Genomic DNA, 17,454 nt, shown 5'->3' with positions numbered 1-17,454 from the left:
ATGCTGAACCGCCTGATCGACCTCTCCGTCCGCTTCCGCTGGATCGTCGCCCTGCTGGCCGCGGCCTTGCTGGCCTATGGCGGCGCCCAGCTCGCCGGCCTGCCCATCGACGCGGTCCCCGACATCACCAACCGCCAGGTGCAGATCAACACCATCGCCCCGGCCCTCGGCCCCGAGGAGGTCGAGCGCCAGGTCACCTTCCCGGTCGAGACGGCCCTGGCCGGCATCCCCGGCCTGGTCGAGACCCGCTCGCTGTCGCGCCACGGCTTCTCGCAGATCACCGCCGTCTTCACCGACGCCACCGACCTCTATGTCGCCCGAAGTCTGATCAACGAGCGCCTCCAGGCCGCCCGCGCCACCCTGCCTGACGGGCTGGAGCCCCGCATGGGGCCGCCAGTCACCGGCTTGGGCGAGGTCTATATCTGGACGGTCGAGCTGTCGGGCCCAGCGGCGCGCCCCGGCGCGCCCTATGTCACCCCCGAGGGCGACCGGCTGACCACCGACATCGAGAAGGCCACCTATCTGCGCACGGTCCAGGACTGGATCGTCGCCCCCCAGCTGAAGACGCTGAAGGGCGTGGCCGGGGTCGATGTGCTGGGCGGCTATGTGAAGCAGTATGTCGTCCAGCCCGACCCGGCCAAGCTGTCGGCCTTCGGCATCAGCCTGCCGCAGCTGATCGACGCCCTGGAGCACGCCAACCGCGTCGAGGGCGCCGGCTACGTCCAGCGCGGCGGCGAGGCCTATATCGTCCGCGCCGACGCGAAGGTGAAGACCCTGGCCGAACTGGCGGAGACCCCCGTGGGCCGTCGCGGCTCGGCGGTGATCCGCGTCTCCGACGTGGCCACCGTCGTCGTCGGCCAGGCCCCGCGCCTGGGCTCGGCCAGCGAGGCGGGACGAGAGGTCGTCATCGGCACCGCCCTGATGCTGGCCGGCGAGAACAGCCGCACCGTCGCCGCGCGCGTGGGCGAGCGGCTGAAGGACATCCAGGCCAGCCTCCCGGCCGGCGTGGTGGTCAGGCCGGTGCTGGACCGCACGGACCTGGTGGACGCCACCATCCGCACCGTCGAGCACAACCTGGCCTTCGGCGCCCTGCTGGTCATCGCGGTGCTGTTCGTGGCCCTGGGCAACATCCGGGCGGCGATCATCACCGCCCTGGTCATCCCGCTGTCGTTCCTGTTCGCCGCCATCGCCATGCGGCGGTTCGGGATCAGCGGCAACCTGATGAGCCTGGGCGCGCTTGACTTCGGCCTGATCGTCGACGGCGCGGTGGTGGTGATCGAGAACACCCTGGGCCGGCTGGCCTCGCGCCGGACGGACCTGGGACGGCCCCTGGACGCCCGCGAGCGGATCGGGATCGCGGCCGCCTCGGCCCGGGAAATGGCCCGGCCCGCCGCCTTCGGCCAGGCCATCATCCTGATGGTCTATGCGCCGCTGCTGGCCTTCGAGGGCGTCGAGGGCAAGATGTTCGGTCCCATGGCGGCGACGGTGATGTTCGCCCTGGCCGGGGCGTTCCTGCTGTCCCTGACCTTCGTGCCGGCCATGGCCGCCCTGCTGATCGGCGAACCCAGGGCGCACGGCGAGACCCGGGTCATGACCGCCGTCCGGACGCGGTTCGAGCCGACCCTGCGCCGCCTGGTCGCCCGTCCGATCGCGGTGGCGACCGGAGCCGGCGCGGCCCTGCTGATCGGCCTCGTCGCCTTCCTGAGCCTGGGCCGCGAGTTCATCCCGACCCTCGATGAGGGCGACCTGCTGGTCCAGGCCGCGCGCGTGCCGTCGATCTCGCTGGAGCAGAGCCAGGCCATGCAGTTCCGGGTCGAGAAGACCCTGGCGGCCATGCCCGAGGTCGCCCTGGTGTTCACCCGCACCGGCACCGCCGAGATCGCCTCGGACCCGATGCCGCCCAGCGCCTCGGACACCTTCGTCATCCTCAAGCCGCGCAAGGACTGGCCCGATCCGCGCCTGCCGAAGGCGGCGCTGGTCGAGCGCATGGAAAGCGCCCTGGGCAAGCACCTGGGCAACGCCTACGAGTTCACCCAGCCGATCCAGATGCGGTTCAACGAGCTGATCGCCGGGGTCCGCTCCGATGTCGCCGTCAGCGTCTACGGCGACGACTTCGCGGTCATGGACCAGACCGCCCGGAAGATCGCCAAGACGCTGCGCGGGGTGCGGGGCGCGGCCGACGTCAAGGTCGAGCAGGTCTCGGGCCAGCCCACCGTCACCGCCACGGTGGACCGCACGGCCGCCGCCGCGCTGGGCGTCCACGCCAGCGACGCCGCCGACGCCCTGGCCATCGGCCTGGGCGGGCGCGAGGCCGGGCATATCCTGGAGGGCGACCGGCGGTTCGACGTCGTGGTCCGATTGGACGAGCAGCGGCGCAACGACCCGGCCGTCATGGGCCAGCTTCCGGTCATGCCGGAAGGCGCGCCGCGCGGCACGGCGGCGATCCCGCTCTCGACCCTGGCCCGCTTCGACGCCAGCGAGGGCCCCAACCAGATCAGCCGCGAGAACGGCAAGCGCCGGATCATCGTCCAGGCCAATGTGCGGGGCCGCGACCTGGGCGGCTTCGTCGCCGACGCCAAGGCCGCCGTGCGCGACGAGGTTCCCCTCCCCGCCGGCTCGTGGCTGGACTGGGGCGGCCAGTTCGAGAACCTGGAGCGGGCCTCGGCGCGCCTGGCGGTCATCGTGCCGGTCGTCTTCCTGGTGATCGCGATCCTGCTCTACTTCGCCCTGGGCTCGGCGGCGGAGGCGGCCCTGGTCTTCGCCTGCGTGCCCCTGGCCCTGGTCGGCGGCGCGGCGGCCCTGGCCCTGCGCGGCGCGCCGTTCTCGATCTCGGCGGCCGTCGGCTTCATCGCCGTCTCGGGCGTGGCGACCTTGAACGGCCTGGTGCTGATGCAGAGCATAAGGCGGCAACTCGCCGACGGGCTCGAACCGGTCGAGGCGGTGGTGTCGGGCACGGTGAGCCGCCTCCGGGCGGTCCTGACAACGGCGCTGGTCGCCATGCTCGGCTTCCTGCCCATGGCGGTCGCCGTCGGCCCCGGCGCGGAAGTGCAGAAGCCGCTGGCCACCGTCGTCATCGGCGGCCTGTTGACCTCGACGTCGCTGACCCTTCTGGCCCTGCCGGTCTTCGCGGCCTGGCTGGCGAGGAAGGGCTGGATGCACGGCGAGGCGCGCGAGCATGCATAAGCCGACGCCCGCGAAATCGGCGGGGCGGAAACCAGCTAGAAACTTGGGAGAAAATGGCGCGCCCGGAACGATTCGAACGTCCGACCCTCAGATTCGTAGAGGCCTCAGGCGGTTTTTCCGGCCTTTCGCCAGGGCACGCTGTAGCACGATATGTAATTGTCTTTGCTTTTGAATTGCCAATTTTTGGCGTGCCATGTAGGGTTGCTTCGTAGCCGATTTTAGTCTGGGGTTTTTGCAAACCCCAGGATAAACCCCGGCATAAATCGCCCGAAAACCCCGTCTTAGTTTTTTCCGGTGGAATGTCGTAATGGCCGACATCAAACTTTCGCTTACCGACCGCGCCCTCCTCCAGCTGCCGCTCGCCAACGGCGGGCAGTACCGAGTGCGCGACGACGACCTGCGCGGCTTCTACGTGCTCATCGGCGCCCGCAAGAAGACGTTCATGGTGACCGGCGAGTTCTGGAAGGACGGCAAGCGTCGCTCCAAGGCCATGTCGGTCGGCAGCACTGATGAGATGACGGTTCGCGAAGCACGCTTGAAGGCCAAGACCCTGATCGCCAAGATTTCCAGTGGCGAGTTTTTCAAGGCCGAGGACGAGGCCGCCGCGCTTGCCCAAGCAAAGGCCCAACTGGGCATCACCCTGCGCGAGGCCTGGGCGCGATACCGAACGTCTCACATGGAGCGCAAGGGGCGCAGCGAGGCCACCATCCGGGGCTATGTGGACCATGTCGAACGCCTGCTGGCCGATTGGCTTGACGTCCCGCTCCAGACCCTGGGCGACGCCCCAGCCATGGTCGCCGAGCGTCACGACCAGCTCACCCGGGAGAATGGTCCGTCCGCGGCGAATGGCGCGATGCGCACGCTTCGCGCGATCTACAACCACGCGCGCAAGAGCCATCGCTACCTACCGGCGGAGAACCCGACCCTCGCGGTCGACTGGAACCGCGAAAAGCGGCGTGACACGGCGATGGGCGTCGACGACCTTCCGCAATGGTTCGAAGAAGCCCGCAGAATGCGTCATCCCGTGCGCCGCGAGTTCCATCTCTTCACCTTGCTGTCTGGAAGCCGGCCTGGCGCCTTGGTTCGGTCGCGCCTTGAGCATCTCAATTTGAGGGACCGGATCCTGCATATTCCCCGCCCCAAGGGCGGGGCCGACCGCGCCTTCGACATTCCGCTGTCACAGGCGATGATCCGCTGCATTGTCAGGGCCATCCGCGCCGCTCGCATGATCTACCCGGACAAGAGCGGCGAGTGGATTTTCACCGCAGATAGCCGCGAGGGGCACTTGGTCGAGCACAAGGAGCAGCGCCAGGTTCTCTCCAAGTGGGGCAATGATCTTCGCCAGACCTATCGCACGATAGGCCAGGTCGCTGGCTTGTCGGAGATCGACATGCACCTGCTGATGAACCACAGCCTGCCAGGCGTGAACGCGGGCTATATCACGCGCGCCAGGCTCTTGAGCGGGCACCTGCGCACAAGCCAGGAAAAGCTCTCCAAAACGATCATGAACGCCAGTCGCGTGAAGACGGGCTCATGGCCCCGCATTGGCTCGCGGAAAATCGGCGACCCGGTCCTGGATCCGACGCTGCCCGACCCCCGATCGAACGCCGCGCGCGTCGAGCGCTTCGTGAAGTTCGACGCCCCTCGCCTGCTCAAGAGCATGATGCTGGCCAACGACGCAGCCGCGAGCGAGGCGTCGGCGAACGCGCGCACTCCAGAGGGCGGCCAGGCGCCTTCATCGGCGCCCACGCAGGCGGCGCCACGCTATCGCACGTCACGCTACTAGGGTACGGGCCCGGCGCTCTTCATCGGCCAGCCGCTGAGTGAAAGCGTCGGGGGGTGAGTCCTTGAAATGATCGACATTGAGGCGGGCGCGGCAACTGGGCTGATCCCGCAGGCGCCTAGATCCGAGATCCCAATGAACACGCCCGTGTCACCAGAACGGCTTGCGCTTTTCGGCATGTTCATCGGCGATTGGAGCGCCAAGGGCAGGCTTCACCCCAGTCCATGGGGGCCCGGAAGCGATGTCGCAGGGACGTCGTCCGCCCGCCTCGACCTTTCTCCGCCTCTTCGAACGGACAGCGTCGGCGGGTGTCGCGTGCAATCGGCGAAGCTGAGCTCCGGCTCGGCCGATTTGCTCGGCTGTGTGGTAGCCCTATTCAGCGCGCGCCTGACGCCGCCCCAGAGCCTAGGGCGGCCGTGGGAAGACACAGTGTCGGATCGGAAGTTCGATGAGCGCCTCTCCTTGCTCGCCGCCTCTATGGCCAATGCGGTCGCCCGGCAGTTCAGAAGGAGTTGTTTGGGCGCGGCCAGCAAGGACGCCAAAACCGCCTGCGGACACCCGGTGCCAAACCTTCGCTTGCGCTCGTCGGCGCCGAACTCAGATTTAAAGGAGGAACGATGATCACGGCCCCCGTCATCCAGGAGCGTCCCTCTGTCCCCTATGCCGCCATCCGCCGGTGCGTGACCTTGCCCTTCGACGATGAGATCCCGGGAATACTGCATGAACTGTTCGCCGGGCTCGCATCCCAGGGGCTGACACCAGCGGGGCCGCTTTTCTTCAAGCACAATGTCATCGCCATGCCCGACATCGAGATGGAATTTGGAGTGCCCATCGCGGAGCCGCAGCCTGCGACAGACACGCTTATCACCGGAATTCTCCCCGCCGGACGGTTTGGTGAAGTCATCCATCGCGGGCCTTACGACGGCCTCATGGAAGCCAACGCCAAGCTGGTGGGTTGGGCCCGCGACCATGGCGTTGTGTGGGACAGCCAAACGCACTCTGACGGTGAACATTTCGCTTGCCGACTGGAAATCTACGTGAACGGGCCCGATGACGAGCCCGCCCCCCTAAAACTCGAAACCATTGTGACGATCAAGATCGCCGATTAGCCGTCGGGCTACGGCCTCCACGCCGGGGAGCAAGCCGCGACCGGGCGACACCTCGACGGCTGAACCGATTCTCACACAAGAACCGGAGTTATTGCATGGGACTTCTGACCTTCAGCATCAACGTGACGCTCGATGGTTGTATCGACCACCAGGAGGGTATCGTCGACGATGAGACCCGCGCCTACTTTACGGATCTCCTTGATAAGAGCGGCGCCATGCTGTGGGGCCGGGTCACCTACGAAATGATGGAGAGCTATTGGCCGTTGGTCGCCTGTGGCGAGATCAACGCGCCGCCGTCGATGCGCGCGTGGGCGCAAACACTGGAGGATAAGGCCAAGTACGTAGTGTCCTCGACGAGAGACGATTTTCCTTGGACCAATAGCCAACAGATCGTCGGTGACCTGCGTGCGGGCATCCAAACCCTGAAAGACGCCACGCCATCCGGCGTTCTGCTTGGCAGCGGCAAGCTCGCAGCCGAGCTGGATCGCCTGGACCTGATCGACGACTACAAGTTTCTTATTCAGCCGATGGTGGCAGGGCACGGCCCGACGCTTTACCAGAGTGGATTGCCGAGCACGCGGCGGCTCGTGCTGGTCTCGGCCAAGCCGTTGCGCAACGGCGCCATCGCCGTACATTATACCCGCGCCTGAACTCCAGTCGACTAAGAGCGCCTGACGCGCCTAGTCGGGTTGGGCCACCTCCCGAGAACGGTCTCGCCCCCTCCATTCGCGGCCAGCGCGCGTGCTAGCGGTTCCAGAGATGCACTTTAACCGAATCCGATGCGGCCTAGTCTGCGCGCCCGGCCGTGGCGCGGTCAAGCAGTCGGTCGAGCGCCCGCCGGACGGTGACGCCGTATCCATCACCAGCAAGGGCTTCAGAGCGCGCAATGCCGTAACGAGCATGACGTTCAGCCAGGAGGAGATCGCCGGCCCGGCGACATGCGTCACCGACATTAAGATGCAGAGACGGAAGAAAGCTGGCCAGATCGGGCGTGAGCGGATCGCGATCCTCGCCAGCAGACCCGCCTGTGGCAGCTTCAAGCGCTCGCAGGTCCCAAGTGAGCTCACTGGCGACATCAGCCTCGGTGTCGGCGAGGAAATGCGCGATTGTGCAGCGCTCGATGAGATCCGCGTCGGCTCGGGCCCAGAATTCCAAGAGCTGGACACGGGCCCCTTCTTGGTCGCCTTGCTGGAGCATCGTAATCGCAGCCGTCACAACTGGATCCACCTTAGCGCTCCGAAGGTTCCGCACAGCGCAGCTATGCCGTTAAGGTCCCTATTCCGCTCGACGGGGATGAGGAAGTTTATGCCTCCTGCGGAAACTAGCGCCTAATTCAGGACCCGTCTCGCGGTCGCTTTGCGCCATTTAGCGGACTCTAAGTTCGCTTCAACTTCCGCACGTTGAGGATGGCGCGCAAGACTCCATAAACCGGCCATCTCTAAGCTCAACCCATAGCGATTGAGGAAAGCGGGACCATGGCGACGGGGTGCGAGGGCTGCCGCGACGGCGCAGGGTTTGAACAATCGTTCTAGACGCCGTATTCCTCGGCCAGGCGGGCGTTGTCCGGATCGTCCTCGAAGAAGGCGTTGTCCCACATCGCCGGCCACAGATAATTGCCGCGCAGCCGCAGGATGACCTCGAACAGCTTGGCGTAGAATTGGCTGTTCATGCCGCCGAACTTTTCGGTGGTCCACCCGCAGGAGGTTCGCCCCATTTGGACGATCTGTGGCAAGCCTGCGCTTGGGAGGATGGCACGCCGTCCATCGATGAGCGCGGATGGGTGCTTCAAGACTTCTATGGTTTGGACGTAGCGGCAGACACAACTGGCTGGCCCCCATCGGCGCCTGACTTAAGACTCGGTCGCACCCAGCGCTACGCTCCTTATATTTGGGCGAGCGGCACGATCTTGAGCTGGGTCTCGACCACATCGGTTGCCGCCTGGTCGAGCGGCAAGCCGATACGCTGATTGCTCCAGACCTCGCGGAACGCCGCAACGGTTTCAGCCGCCGTGCGCAGCACCAGCTCCTCGGGCAGGCCGGCCTTGCGCGACATGGCAACAAGCTCGTCCCGGCTAAGGTCGGCCCAGCGCTTGCTGCGCACGACCTTGAGTGCGGCCTTGTCGTCAGGGATGTAGGCCTGGGTGGCGACAAAATCGTAGGCGGGCGCCAGGGTGGCGTTGACGCCATCTCTGTAGAGGAGGGACCAGTTCTTCAGGTGCATGTCGGCGTTGCCGATCAGCGCGTTGAACACCAGTCGCCGCACAAACTCAACGAGGCCCGCCTCGCCTGTCTCGCGCCAAATCACGCCGGCAATGCTGCGGTAAGAGGCCTTTTCGTACTTGTCTTCCGGGTAAAGCCCGAAGACCTGAGCAAAGTCCTCCATATGGATCCGCTCGCCGGTCTCGAGGCGATCAAAACGCTTGATGGCGAAAACGCCGCCGTCCAAGCGCCCAACGTCGGTGGGCAATCCCTCGATGTCGTCCAGCGACAGAAGCTTGATCTCCGGAACGTCGATGCCGACGGCGCGGGCCAGCGACATCATCGAAAACTCGTTCTCGGAGACCCCGGCATATTGAGCCGAAGGCAGCTTGACGATCCAGTCCCCGCCATCGCCGTGGACGGAAATGGTGAGACCTTTCTTTGGGGCGGCCAAGGCTGAGAACTTCAGCTGAACGCCGGCCAATGAGAAGCGAAACGCGCGGCTGGTCTTGCTGGCCTGGCCCACAGCCTCTTCAGCGCCACCCGCACCCGGCGGCGGCTTTTCCCCATCAGCCGAACCGACCCAGACTGAACCGGGAAGATCAGCGCCCAGCGCCCAAAGCAGAAAGAACTCCCGACTGGTCTTTACGCCGGCGCGCTCGGCCAGATAGGCGCGAAGGCGCCCCTCGGGCAAAAGATTCGAAAAGAAGGGCAGCAGTCGGGTTTGGGTGCTGTTGTGCTCGCGGATCAGCCCGCCGGTCTGGCTTTTGAACGACAGGCTAAGGGTCGGCCGCTGCGAATCTTCCGCATAGCCATCGTCAAAGGTGAAGATCGAGCGGTCGCCGCCCAGCGCGGTGATGGCGCCGACCGTTCGATCGCCAAGGCGGACTTCAAGGACATCGAACATGGCTAGTCCTCATCGTCCAGAGTGTAGGCTGGACGCTCGTTAGCCGGCGCTTGGTGGACAAGGGCGTTACGCAGATCCGTTAAGCGAACGACGGCCTTATGCACCGGCCCGGTCCAATTGGAGCCCGTCTCGCCAACCCGATTTTGCAGCTCATCGGTGATGTCGAGCAGTTCCGTCAGGGCTACCGGCGTCCTGAAGAGCGGCTCAATGGCCTGCAGCTCGCGGATCTTTTCCTCAAGCGCATCGAGCTCCGGGGCCTTGGGATAGCTTTGTCGATAGTGCCGTAGGATCTGGGCCAGGGTATTGGCTGCGCCGCGCACGGAGCGGGCGTCCTGGTTGGCTTCCAGCTCGCGAATGATTGCATTGACCCCAGAAAGGGCCGTGCGGGGAACGAGCACAGGCTCAAGATCGAGCAGACGCGCGAGCTCAACGAAGGTTGACAGCCGCACGTCCGCCGCGCCGCTTTCGATCCGCGACAGCTGGGCTTGGGTCAGCTTCATCCGCGCGGTCACGTCGCGCTGCGACCAGCCTTTGCGGCCGCGCGTGTCACGAAGGGCGTCGGTTAGGGGGCGAGTACGCGCTTCCATGTTTGATACGCCATAATGGATCAATCTCACTGCTATATATAATATGGAATATCAAAAAGCCACCATCATCGTATTGATCTGATGCGCTATTTCATATCACATGTCGCGAATGACATTAGATAGAATATCTATATGCCGACGGTAGCTGGCAAGACCGGTGAGCTCCACGAATGTCGCTAAGACGCCCACCGTTAGCCAGCGCCAGCGCGTGCCTTGCGACACGTCAGGCGATCGCCGACCGCTATCGGCGCTCCGTTTCGCGAGATCCGCCATTCGACGACATGGTCGTTTGGTCTTGGCGGATGAGACTGACGATGCTGTCGTTGATGCTGAGGAACGCTACGTCGCGAACCTCCCGGCCCGCGGCGGCGATCCGAGCCAGAACCTCGGTCTGGCCTGCGGATGATCCACTGATTTCGCGGCCGAACCGTTGGCGGCGCGGGACATCCGCGGGGTCCGCCGGGCCGCTCCAGCCATCCAGCCCCGACGCGCGATAGCGTTCAACACAGTCTCCTGGGCTCGTCGCTGAAGGTCTGCTTTCTGGAGGTTGCGCTTCGCGACACCCGAGACGGCAGGCCCTGGCTAAGACGCGTCGCCCGGGCTTCGTAAGGCCACCGCAAGGCGGGCGCGCCAGTTGGGTGCGGCGCGGAGATCGACGAACAAGCGGCGCCACTCGTCGAAGGCCAGCACGAAAGGATTGGCCGAAGACAGCCCGGTTGTCAGGCCATAGCGAATCGGTTCGTCGGCGCGCTCGGCCGCGAAGGTTCCAAACATCCGATCGTAGATGATCAGCACGCCGCCGTAGTTGCGGTCGAGATAGATCTGGTTACAGCCGTGGTGCACACGGTGGTGGGCGGGGGTGTTCAGAACCCACTCCAGAGGCCCAAGCCGGCCGATCATTTCGGTGTGCAGAAAGAACTGGTAGCGGAGGTTGAAGGCAAGCAGAACCAAGACAAGACGGGGATCGAACCCGATGAGCACCAACGGGACATAGGCGATCCAGGCGCCCGACAACGCATTGGTCCAACCCAGACGGATCGCCGAGAGGAACGTCAGCTCCTCGGACGAATGGTGTACGGCATGGCTGGCCCACATCCACCGCACTTCGTGGCTCATCCGGTGAAAGACATAATAGGCAAGCTCGGTGAGCAGAAAGCCGACCGCCCAGGTGCGCCAGTCTTCGAGAGGCCAGCGAACTGGCGCGAGCGTCCAGAGACTGTTCAGGACGAGGTAGATGACCGCGCCATTGGCGACGCCAAACACCAGGTTGCCAGCAGCGACGGCCAACGACCCTGCAGCGACCTTCACGTCGTAGCCACGCTTGGTAGCTAGGCGCCAGCCAAGCTCGGCGAGGACGACCAGAGCCGCGGCAAGAAGGAGCCCTCTTGGGCGATCGTACATCATCGTGGCGTCTCGAGCCTGCTTCGAGCGCCTTTGACCTCCTTGCGGCTCGGCCGCCCGTTCCGGTCTTGGTCGAGCCGGTCCCACACGGGCGAGCGAGCTTTGACGAATTCGGCTCGCGTGACCGTGGTGTCGTGGTCGCGATCCGCGCTGTGGAGAAGAATTTTCAGGCGCTTGGCCTGTGGCGCGCTGGACCGGGCGAGACGCGGCAAGTCCGAAATCGGGACCGCGCCATGATGGTCAGGGTCCAGATGCGAGAACTGACAGTCTCCCGACAACTGATATTCGGCGCGGTCAACATAGCCGTCACGGTTGGCGTCGGCCTTCATAACTTGGGCGGCGGGCGAGCCGCCTCCCAGTTGGACGATGGAGACGCCGCGGCGGAGATGCTGAACACAGCCGGTAGTACCGATATCTGCATCGAACGGCTCGCAAGTCGGCTAAGCTGAAGGCCGCATCAGCCCACTTTCATGAAACCCGACCATTTCAAGGACTTTGCGGAGTGTGACGAAGTGTAAGCCCGCTCGTGGCGCGCGGATGCGCAACGCTCGAACTCGGGCGACGTTGACGCTCCGCCTGAGTGAGCGCCGTCGTCTAGGGGGCCTTGATGGTGCTTCGGGCCGCGACGCGACGTCCAGACGTTGAATTCGCCGAGATCGGGCTTTTGCTCTTTCTCATGGGACGGCATTTGGTTTCGCCGTCGTGGCAAGGCCAGCGATCAGGCGATCCTGGCCGCTCGTGAATGGCACGGGGCACCGCGGTAGCTTGAAGGGGTCGGCGAAGCGTCAGATAGCCACCTCGAACAGGCCCTCGCCAGATCCGTTCGCCGGCATAGGTCAGGCTTCAGGCGTGGCCCTCATTTCGGCGCCGCCCCTAATTGGAGGGGACCGCCGGAGCGCCTCCGTCTAGGCGCCGCAACGCTTCTTGCTGGGCCTTCACGAGAATGGGCGTCTCCGAGGCGACGCCCAACCGATCACAAAAGGCGGCAATTCGGTTGGCGCCGCTTTCTTCTTCACCGGTCGCCATTTCTACTAACCCCCAGGCGAGATCGGTCTGCACGTAGTTCGCCAGGTTAAAGCGGCGAAACCTCATCGCCGCTCTCTGTTGGAAAAGTTCGCGAAGGTCCTGGAGCGTGTTGATCCGCGCGAAATCGCGCGAGGATTGCTCCCTTACGGCCCGAACGATCTTCTTCACGGGGCCGTTGCGAGCATCGGCGGTGAAGGCGCACCAGTTGGGCACATGCCCTTCGACGTCGATCGGATCGATGCAAAGATCGAACATGGCCGTCTTCGCCGTCCTTTTCCATGAAAGGCGGACGCCTTGCAGGTTCGGCACGAAATCGACAGAAAAGCCCCAACGGGCCGAATACTGAGCGCCTTTCAGCGCTTGGAACTCAAGGATTCTGCGGATGCCGTCATGCGGTTCGCCAACCCAACGCCTATCGGCGACCCGCTGTAGTCCTTCTGGCGCGGCGGCCTGAAGGTGCGCAACGATTTCTGCTGAAAGTTCCACCATCGATCCCGCCCAGCTCTTCCCTTGAAGGAACACAGCGAAGGTCTTTTTTCCACCCCATGAGCGTCCGATAAGGGTCGATGCTGTTGAAAAAGTCGAAAAGCTGACTTGCGGGAATTTTAGCATTTTGCACGGTGTCTCGGAGTATTGCCAAATAAACCGCGATAGACGGCTATAAAGTGTCCGCTCAAGGCCAAAGCTGGCGAATACATCCGGCCGCGCGAATTTTCGAATAGGGCCTAATATCGCAGAAAATTCAACGCCCTGAACCGGAATCCGACTTTTTCAACAGCATCGGTCGGGAAGAGAAATTGGCGCCGCGCCGACAACCGGACCTTCGCCCCGCGTTAGAAGCTCAGCGACCTTTGCAAGGTTATCGCCTAGTCCGAAACGTCCAATGTCCGGTTTCGGGCGACGGGCTGATTTCTCCTCCCGCCCCTGAGCGGACGTAGAGCGACGTACTAGGCTAACTCGGATCGCACCTTTGTCAGGATGCGACCCAGCAAGTTGCCGCCCTTCCATTCGGAAGGCGACTGCACTGACGGATCGTCGATCGCCAAGCCCACGCCCCAGATCCAATCTCGCGGATTGGCCTCGACCAGCATAGCCCGTCCGGTCGCTTTCAATTGGCGGGCAGCGCCCGCGTTCTGGGCGAACTTCGCCAAGTTGCCTTGGTAGACAATGCTGATTTTCCAGCGGTCCCAGGCGTCCTGCTGGAAGCCTCGGACCGTTTGACCAAAACGCTTCTGCTCGTCCGGATTGTCGGTCGCCAGGATCGCATCCGCCGCGTCGCTATCGCCGAAAAGCCTCGCCTTGGAGAACATCATCCATTGCTCGGCCGTGACCACGGTCAGGCCGTCTACCTGAAACGAGGTCGGGTGCCATTGGCTGAACACGCCCTTGATGAAGGGATGGAAGCTGTCGAAGTCCCCTGCGGCGGGCAGGTCAGTTTCGAAGATCAAGGGCTCGTCGTGGGTCATCTCGCCATATGACCTCGGACACGTCCCCTTTCCACCCCCTCCAGACATTCGCCCCGTCCGCTGTCCGGCATGGCGACCAAGGTCCGGTTCTAGGCGCAGACGCTGTTTCCGCACCCGACCCTGAGCGGACGGTAGCAGTGCTCGCGGAGCGGCGAATCAGCTGGCGGAAAACCTCGGCCGCGCTGGCCGCCGAGGTGTCCATATCGGCCCTAGTCGTCGCACCTCGGATCCCATCGACGATCTACGTTCGACAGGTCGGATCGAGTTTCGCCAGCTTCTGTAAAGCGCCAGGCACAATAGCCATAATGAAACCAGCGAACGAACGAGGTGCCGCGCAGGCTATCGATCTCGTCTGGTGTGTGATGCCAGTGAGGTGGAAGTATCGCGAAGAACAAGTCGTTCGCTATGAGACGCGAGCGACACCCGATTGATCGAAATATGTGCTCGACCGAACCTGGCGGTGCGTATCGATCAATATTTGGATGGGAGAATATATATCGGACGCCCTGGAGGGCTTGACCGAAATTAAGTGCGAAGTGCTTCAGGTATGCTTCTAGCCAGTATCGCATTGTAGTCCTGGAGGAGGGAGGGGGGCGCGACGCGGCCATGCGCAAGCGCCGTCCGAAGGGGTCAGGAGGGGTCGAGCGGGGGCGTCGCGTAGGCGCCGTGGCCTGCGGCCACCAAGCCGTCGCGAAACTGCAGCACCTCGCTGACCCTTCCGCCGGCCTGGTTGCGGTACTGGATGACCAGGACGTCCACGCCGACAAAGACATGATCTATGGTGAAATGCAGGTCGGGCCTGCGGCGCAGGCCTTCGGTCCAATAAGCTCTCAGGGCCGGCTTGCCGATGATCCGGCCACCGGAACCGGGAACGACCTGCGCCGCCACGGGGGAGGTGAAGATCACATCCTCGGCGAAGTGATCGAGCAGGCTGTCGAGGTCGCGCCTGTTCCAGTCATCTCGCCAACGACGGGCGAAGGCGTCCCCATCCACCAGAGCTTCTCCTGTCCCTGCGCGGCCAGCCGCGGCGCATCCACGCTCGGTCCACTGCCGCCCGCGCCCTGAGGCGGCGGCCCTGAACCCGCCAGATCAATGCCTAAAGTCGTCTGGTGGGGCTTTCATCCATCGGCTGGGCGAGAAGGCGGCGGGTGGCCGACGGCCATCCCGGCTCAGGCCCCAGCTACGCGGCCGTCCAGTGCCTACAGCCGGGCGCGGTCAAGCGCCAGCAGGCGCGCCGCAGCCAGCTGAAGCATCACCTCCACGCGCCTTTGCATGCCTGCTCGCGTCGACGTAACGCCCTTGCCTGCCGGCTGCGGCCCTGGTCCGAGGGCGTCGCGCAGGTGATCGCTCATGTGACGACCTGTTGACCCGTCACGTGCACGACGAGCTCGCTAGGGAGGCGGGCGACGCGAACGAGGACTTCGCCGGCCTGCTTGATGATCGCGCACCAAGGCGCGCCGTCGTCGGCCTCGCCAAACACGATCTGCAGATCGGGGCCGCCAGGAAGTTTTCGGATCAGCGCCCGCAGCCGCTCGCGCTCCAAGCCCGTTCATCGGCCGCTGTCGCCGATCCACCCGGCCAATGAACCGATGGTGGTCACGTGAGCGCCCACCGCTCGCGGCTTTTGCGCGCCGGGCCGGCGAGTGGTCCTAGCACGTCGTCAAGCCGCCCTGGGCGGTCGGCCCAATAATCGTCCCGACGCAGCCGCGATCCTGTGGGCGGGCCGCTCTTAAGCCCACCGCGTGCGCCAGGTCGTCCATGCCTCCCGTGCGGCCGTGCACCCCGACGATGGAGCGGACGTCCAGCTTCTCGCGAGCGATCAACTGCTGCAGTTCGAGACCCGTGGTGAAGGCCGGCGGCGTCGCGCCGCGCTCGGGCAGATAGAACAGGTCGCCCTGGAACAGCGCTTTGGAGTCTGGGTCATAGGCCACAAGCATCGTCGAGGCGTGGCTGCTGTCGATCGGAAAGACGGCCACGCTGCGTCCGCCAAGGTCGATGCGGGCCGCGGTGGTGACTTCGTGCAGCCGAAAGGCCGGACCTGCGCCGAACTGGCGCGCGATGGCCGCGCTGGCGCCGGAACCTGCAATCACCTCGGCGTCGGCGTAGGCGGCCAATCCGGCGACATGGTCGCCGTGCACATGCGAGACCACGACATAGGCGATTGGCAGGTTGGGCGCGGTGCGCTCGACCAAGTCGCGGACCTGTTTGGCCGCCTCCAGGCTGACCGGGGCGTCGAAGACGGCGATCGCGCGCGCGCCGACGACGAAACCGGTATGATAGCCTGAGGGCGCGGCGTCGACCCGATAGGCTCCCGCGCCGAGCGGGGTGGCGCGCAGCGTCCCGCCATCGTCGGCGGGGCGATAGCCTTCGGGCGCGGTCAGCACGCCTTCATACCGCCCCTGGGCGGGCGCGGTCCGCACAGTCGTCCAGCGCGCGACAAGTTGGTCGCGCCGCCGCCGTTCGATCACCTGGGGGGCAGGACCCTGGGGCGTCTGGCGCCAGTCCAGATAGTGGTAGTCGTCGGCGCCGACTTGGGCGGTCTGGATCAGGCCGCTCGACAGGTGCAGGGTGACGGGGCGCCCGGCCGGATCCTGATAGGTCAGTTGCGCGCCGGCGGCGACGGCCGGGCTGGCGTGGGCGTCACACGCCAGGAGCCCTGGGACGAGCATCCGAAGATCGGCGTAATCCTTGACCGAGGCGGCGGCGTCGTCGGCTTGGAGGACGTCGCCGTCGCGCCAGCCGATCTCGTCGATCGTCCATTCGCCGTCGGGCGAGCCGACGGTCCTGAACCGAAACTCGATATCGCCCGCATAGACGGTGGACGTCCGTAGCAGGAAATGGCCCCCGTTCAGGATCAGCATCGACTGACGCGCGTCGATCGTCGCAACCGCGCTGCCGGGATCGCGCGCCTGCTCCGGCGCGAACCGCAGCCCTTCCAACGCCACGCTCGCCCCGGCGCCTTGATAAGGCGCGCAAAGCCCGGGCAGCGCTGAGGTGTCTTCGGGACGCGAGCCGTGGGCGCCGGACGCCGGCGCGCTCGCGGCGAAGGCGCCGTGCGCGCAGACAACGAAAGAGACGAGGGCTGCAACGGCGCTACGCAACGGGCGGCTCCTGGCGGGCTGGGCGCATGAAAGAAATCGGGGGCGGGGCGCTCGGTTCAAGGGGCGCGCGGCGTGAACCGATCACAGGACAGGACCAGCCTTCTGGCGGCGGCCGAACGTCAGGCCGGGACAATGTATTTGCCCATGTGGCCAAGATAGTCGCGGATGCCCAGTTGAACCCCCGCGGCGCGCAAGATCGCGTAGACCGTGACCATATGGAAGTAGAGCTGGGGCAGCGCCCAGTCGTTGATCATCGTCCATCCCGTCATCCGAAACTGTTGACCGGTAGGAGCCTGGACGATCATCGGCGCCTCCAGGATCACGCCGCGGCGCAGGGCCTGCAGCGTCTCGAGCGCTTGCCCCACGCCACGGCGCAGATCGGCCAGGCTCGCGGCCTCCAGCTGAAAGGCGGCCAGCTCTTGGCGTGTCAGTTGGCTGGCGGCCTCCAGGGCCTGTCGACACGTCAGCACCACGTGCTGAGTGAGATCGAACATGTCTGGAGCAAGGCGCGCGCGCACCAGGCGATCGGGCGCGTCCCCTGTTTCGCTGGAGGCCTCGGCGACCTCCAGGATGTGATCGAGGGTGCGCAGCACCTGGACGAACACATCGATCGGATAAGCTTGTTCTGCGCGGTCGGCCATGTCCGTTCTCCAAAGGTCGTGAAACGTCAGCGAGGCGCTCGCCATGCGGCTA

General features: G+C 65.0%; 16 protein-coding genes. 4 read left to right on the top strand and 12 right to left on the bottom strand.

Annotation, left to right across the window (positions count from 1 at the left end):
- The 4 genes from BR39_RS0112145 (at position 1) to BR39_RS0112130 (ending at position 6,725) form a co-directional block, all read left to right on the top strand.
- Positions 1-3,183, top strand: a complete 3,183-nt coding sequence (locus tag BR39_RS0112145) for an efflux RND transporter permease subunit (protein WP_051695554.1) — start codon at positions 1-3, stop codon at positions 3,181-3,183.
- A 307-nt stretch (positions 3,184-3,490) separates the two neighbouring features.
- Positions 3,491-4,969, top strand: a complete 1,479-nt coding sequence (locus tag BR39_RS0112140) for an integrase arm-type DNA-binding domain-containing protein (RefSeq protein ID WP_156035743.1) — start codon at positions 3,491-3,493, stop codon at positions 4,967-4,969.
- 614 nt (positions 4,970-5,583) lie between these two features.
- Complete coding sequence (locus BR39_RS25815) at positions 5,584-6,075, top strand: GyrI-like domain-containing protein (RefSeq protein WP_051695551.1); 492 nt, start codon at positions 5,584-5,586, stop codon at positions 6,073-6,075.
- Positions 6,076-6,170: 95 nt separating this feature from the next.
- Positions 6,171-6,725 (top strand): dihydrofolate reductase family protein, encoded by a 555-nt coding sequence (locus BR39_RS0112130; RefSeq protein WP_029911890.1) that lies wholly within the window; start codon positions 6,171-6,173, stop codon positions 6,723-6,725.
- A 136-nt stretch (positions 6,726-6,861) separates the two neighbouring features.
- Here the strand turns inward: BR39_RS0112130 and BR39_RS26165 are convergent, their stop codons facing one another.
- From BR39_RS26165 to BR39_RS0112070, 12 genes are all read right to left on the bottom strand, one after another.
- Positions 6,862-7,302 (bottom strand): hypothetical protein, encoded by a 441-nt coding sequence (locus BR39_RS26165; protein WP_197026690.1) that lies wholly within the window; start codon positions 7,300-7,302, stop codon positions 6,862-6,864.
- A 301-nt stretch (positions 7,303-7,603) separates the two neighbouring features.
- Positions 7,604-7,789 (bottom strand): glycosyl hydrolase 115 family protein, encoded by a 186-nt coding sequence (locus tag BR39_RS26160; protein WP_081916720.1) that lies wholly within the window; start codon positions 7,787-7,789, stop codon positions 7,604-7,606.
- 167 nt (positions 7,790-7,956) lie between these two features.
- Positions 7,957-9,180, bottom strand: a complete 1,224-nt coding sequence (locus BR39_RS0112115; protein WP_029911884.1) for a type II toxin-antitoxin system HipA family toxin — start codon at positions 9,178-9,180, stop codon at positions 7,957-7,959.
- A 2-nt stretch (positions 9,181-9,182) separates the two neighbouring features.
- Positions 9,183-9,767, bottom strand: a complete 585-nt coding sequence (locus BR39_RS25810; RefSeq protein ID WP_081916718.1) for a helix-turn-helix domain-containing protein — start codon at positions 9,765-9,767, stop codon at positions 9,183-9,185.
- Between the two features lie 582 nt (positions 9,768-10,349).
- A complete protein-coding gene (locus BR39_RS0112105; RefSeq protein WP_051695545.1) occupies positions 10,350-11,171 on the bottom strand; it encodes a sterol desaturase family protein in 822 nt (273 codons plus the stop codon).
- Positions 11,168-11,497 (bottom strand): EF-hand domain-containing protein, encoded by a 330-nt coding sequence (locus BR39_RS26495; protein WP_156035740.1) that lies wholly within the window; start codon positions 11,495-11,497, stop codon positions 11,168-11,170. Before BR39_RS26495 ends, BR39_RS0112105 begins: the two co-directional genes overlap by 4 nt.
- A gap of 544 nt (positions 11,498-12,041) precedes the next feature.
- Positions 12,042-12,806: a hypothetical protein gene (locus BR39_RS26490; protein ID WP_156035738.1), complete on the bottom strand. Its 765-nt coding sequence runs from the start codon at positions 12,804-12,806 to the stop codon at positions 12,042-12,044.
- A 335-nt stretch (positions 12,807-13,141) separates the two neighbouring features.
- Positions 13,142-13,660 carry an NADAR family protein gene (locus tag BR39_RS0112090; protein WP_029911872.1) on the bottom strand — a complete coding sequence of 173 codons (519 nt, stop codon included), beginning with the start codon at positions 13,658-13,660 and terminating at the stop codon, positions 13,142-13,144.
- A gap of 630 nt (positions 13,661-14,290) precedes the next feature.
- A complete protein-coding gene (locus BR39_RS0112085; RefSeq protein ID WP_051695542.1) occupies positions 14,291-14,653 on the bottom strand; it encodes a nuclear transport factor 2 family protein in 363 nt (120 codons plus the stop codon).
- Positions 14,654-15,008: 355 nt separating this feature from the next.
- Positions 15,009-15,203, bottom strand: a complete 195-nt coding sequence (locus BR39_RS0112080; protein ID WP_029911868.1) for a hypothetical protein — start codon at positions 15,201-15,203, stop codon at positions 15,009-15,011.
- Between the two features lie 106 nt (positions 15,204-15,309).
- Complete coding sequence (locus tag BR39_RS0112075; protein ID WP_156035736.1) at positions 15,310-16,761, bottom strand: MBL fold metallo-hydrolase; 1,452 nt, start codon at positions 16,759-16,761, stop codon at positions 15,310-15,312.
- 119 nt (positions 16,762-16,880) lie between these two features.
- On the bottom strand, positions 16,881-17,402 hold the full coding sequence (locus BR39_RS0112070; RefSeq protein ID WP_197026689.1) for a DUF1993 domain-containing protein: 522 nt from the start codon (positions 17,400-17,402) through the stop codon (positions 16,881-16,883).
- Between the last annotated feature and the right edge of the window lie 52 nt (positions 17,403-17,454).

Origin of the sequence: Caulobacter sp. UNC358MFTsu5.1, assembly GCF_000712075.1 — a bacterium.
Taxonomy (GTDB): Bacteria; Pseudomonadota; Alphaproteobacteria; order Caulobacterales; family Caulobacteraceae; genus Caulobacter.
Note: the sequence above shows the minus strand (reverse complement) of the source record. Positions and strands in the feature narration are given on the sequence as shown.

Bases quoted from the DNA above. Each gene is read 5' to 3' on its own strand.
- BR39_RS0112090 (WP_029911872.1), bottom strand. From the start codon at position 13,660: ATGACCCACGACGAGCCCTTGATCTTCGAAACTGACCTGCCCGCCGCA.
- BR39_RS0112145 (WP_051695554.1), top strand. From the start codon at position 1: ATGCTGAACCGCCTGATCGACCTCTCCGTCCGCTTCCGCTGGATCGTC.
- BR39_RS0112070 (WP_197026689.1), bottom strand. From the start codon at position 17,402: ATGGCCGACCGCGCAGAACAAGCTTATCCGATCGATGTGTTCGTCCAG.
- BR39_RS25810 (WP_081916718.1), bottom strand. From the start codon at position 9,767: ATGGAAGCGCGTACTCGCCCCCTAACCGACGCCCTTCGTGACACGCGC.
- BR39_RS0112140 (WP_156035743.1), top strand. From the start codon at position 3,491: ATGGCCGACATCAAACTTTCGCTTACCGACCGCGCCCTCCTCCAGCTG.
- BR39_RS0112115 (WP_029911884.1), bottom strand. From the start codon at position 9,180: ATGTTCGATGTCCTTGAAGTCCGCCTTGGCGATCGAACGGTCGGCGCC.
- BR39_RS0112105 (WP_051695545.1), bottom strand. From the start codon at position 11,171: ATGATGTACGATCGCCCAAGAGGGCTCCTTCTTGCCGCGGCTCTGGTC.
- BR39_RS25815 (WP_051695551.1), top strand. From the start codon at position 5,584: ATGATCACGGCCCCCGTCATCCAGGAGCGTCCCTCTGTCCCCTATGCC.
- BR39_RS26160 (WP_081916720.1), bottom strand. From the start codon at position 7,789: ATGGGGCGAACCTCCTGCGGGTGGACCACCGAAAAGTTCGGCGGCATG.
- BR39_RS26495 (WP_156035740.1), bottom strand. From the start codon at position 11,497: ATGAAGGCCGACGCCAACCGTGACGGCTATGTTGACCGCGCCGAATAT.
- BR39_RS26490 (WP_156035738.1), bottom strand. From the start codon at position 12,806: ATGCTAAAATTCCCGCAAGTCAGCTTTTCGACTTTTTCAACAGCATCG.
- BR39_RS0112130 (WP_029911890.1), top strand. From the start codon at position 6,171: ATGGGACTTCTGACCTTCAGCATCAACGTGACGCTCGATGGTTGTATC.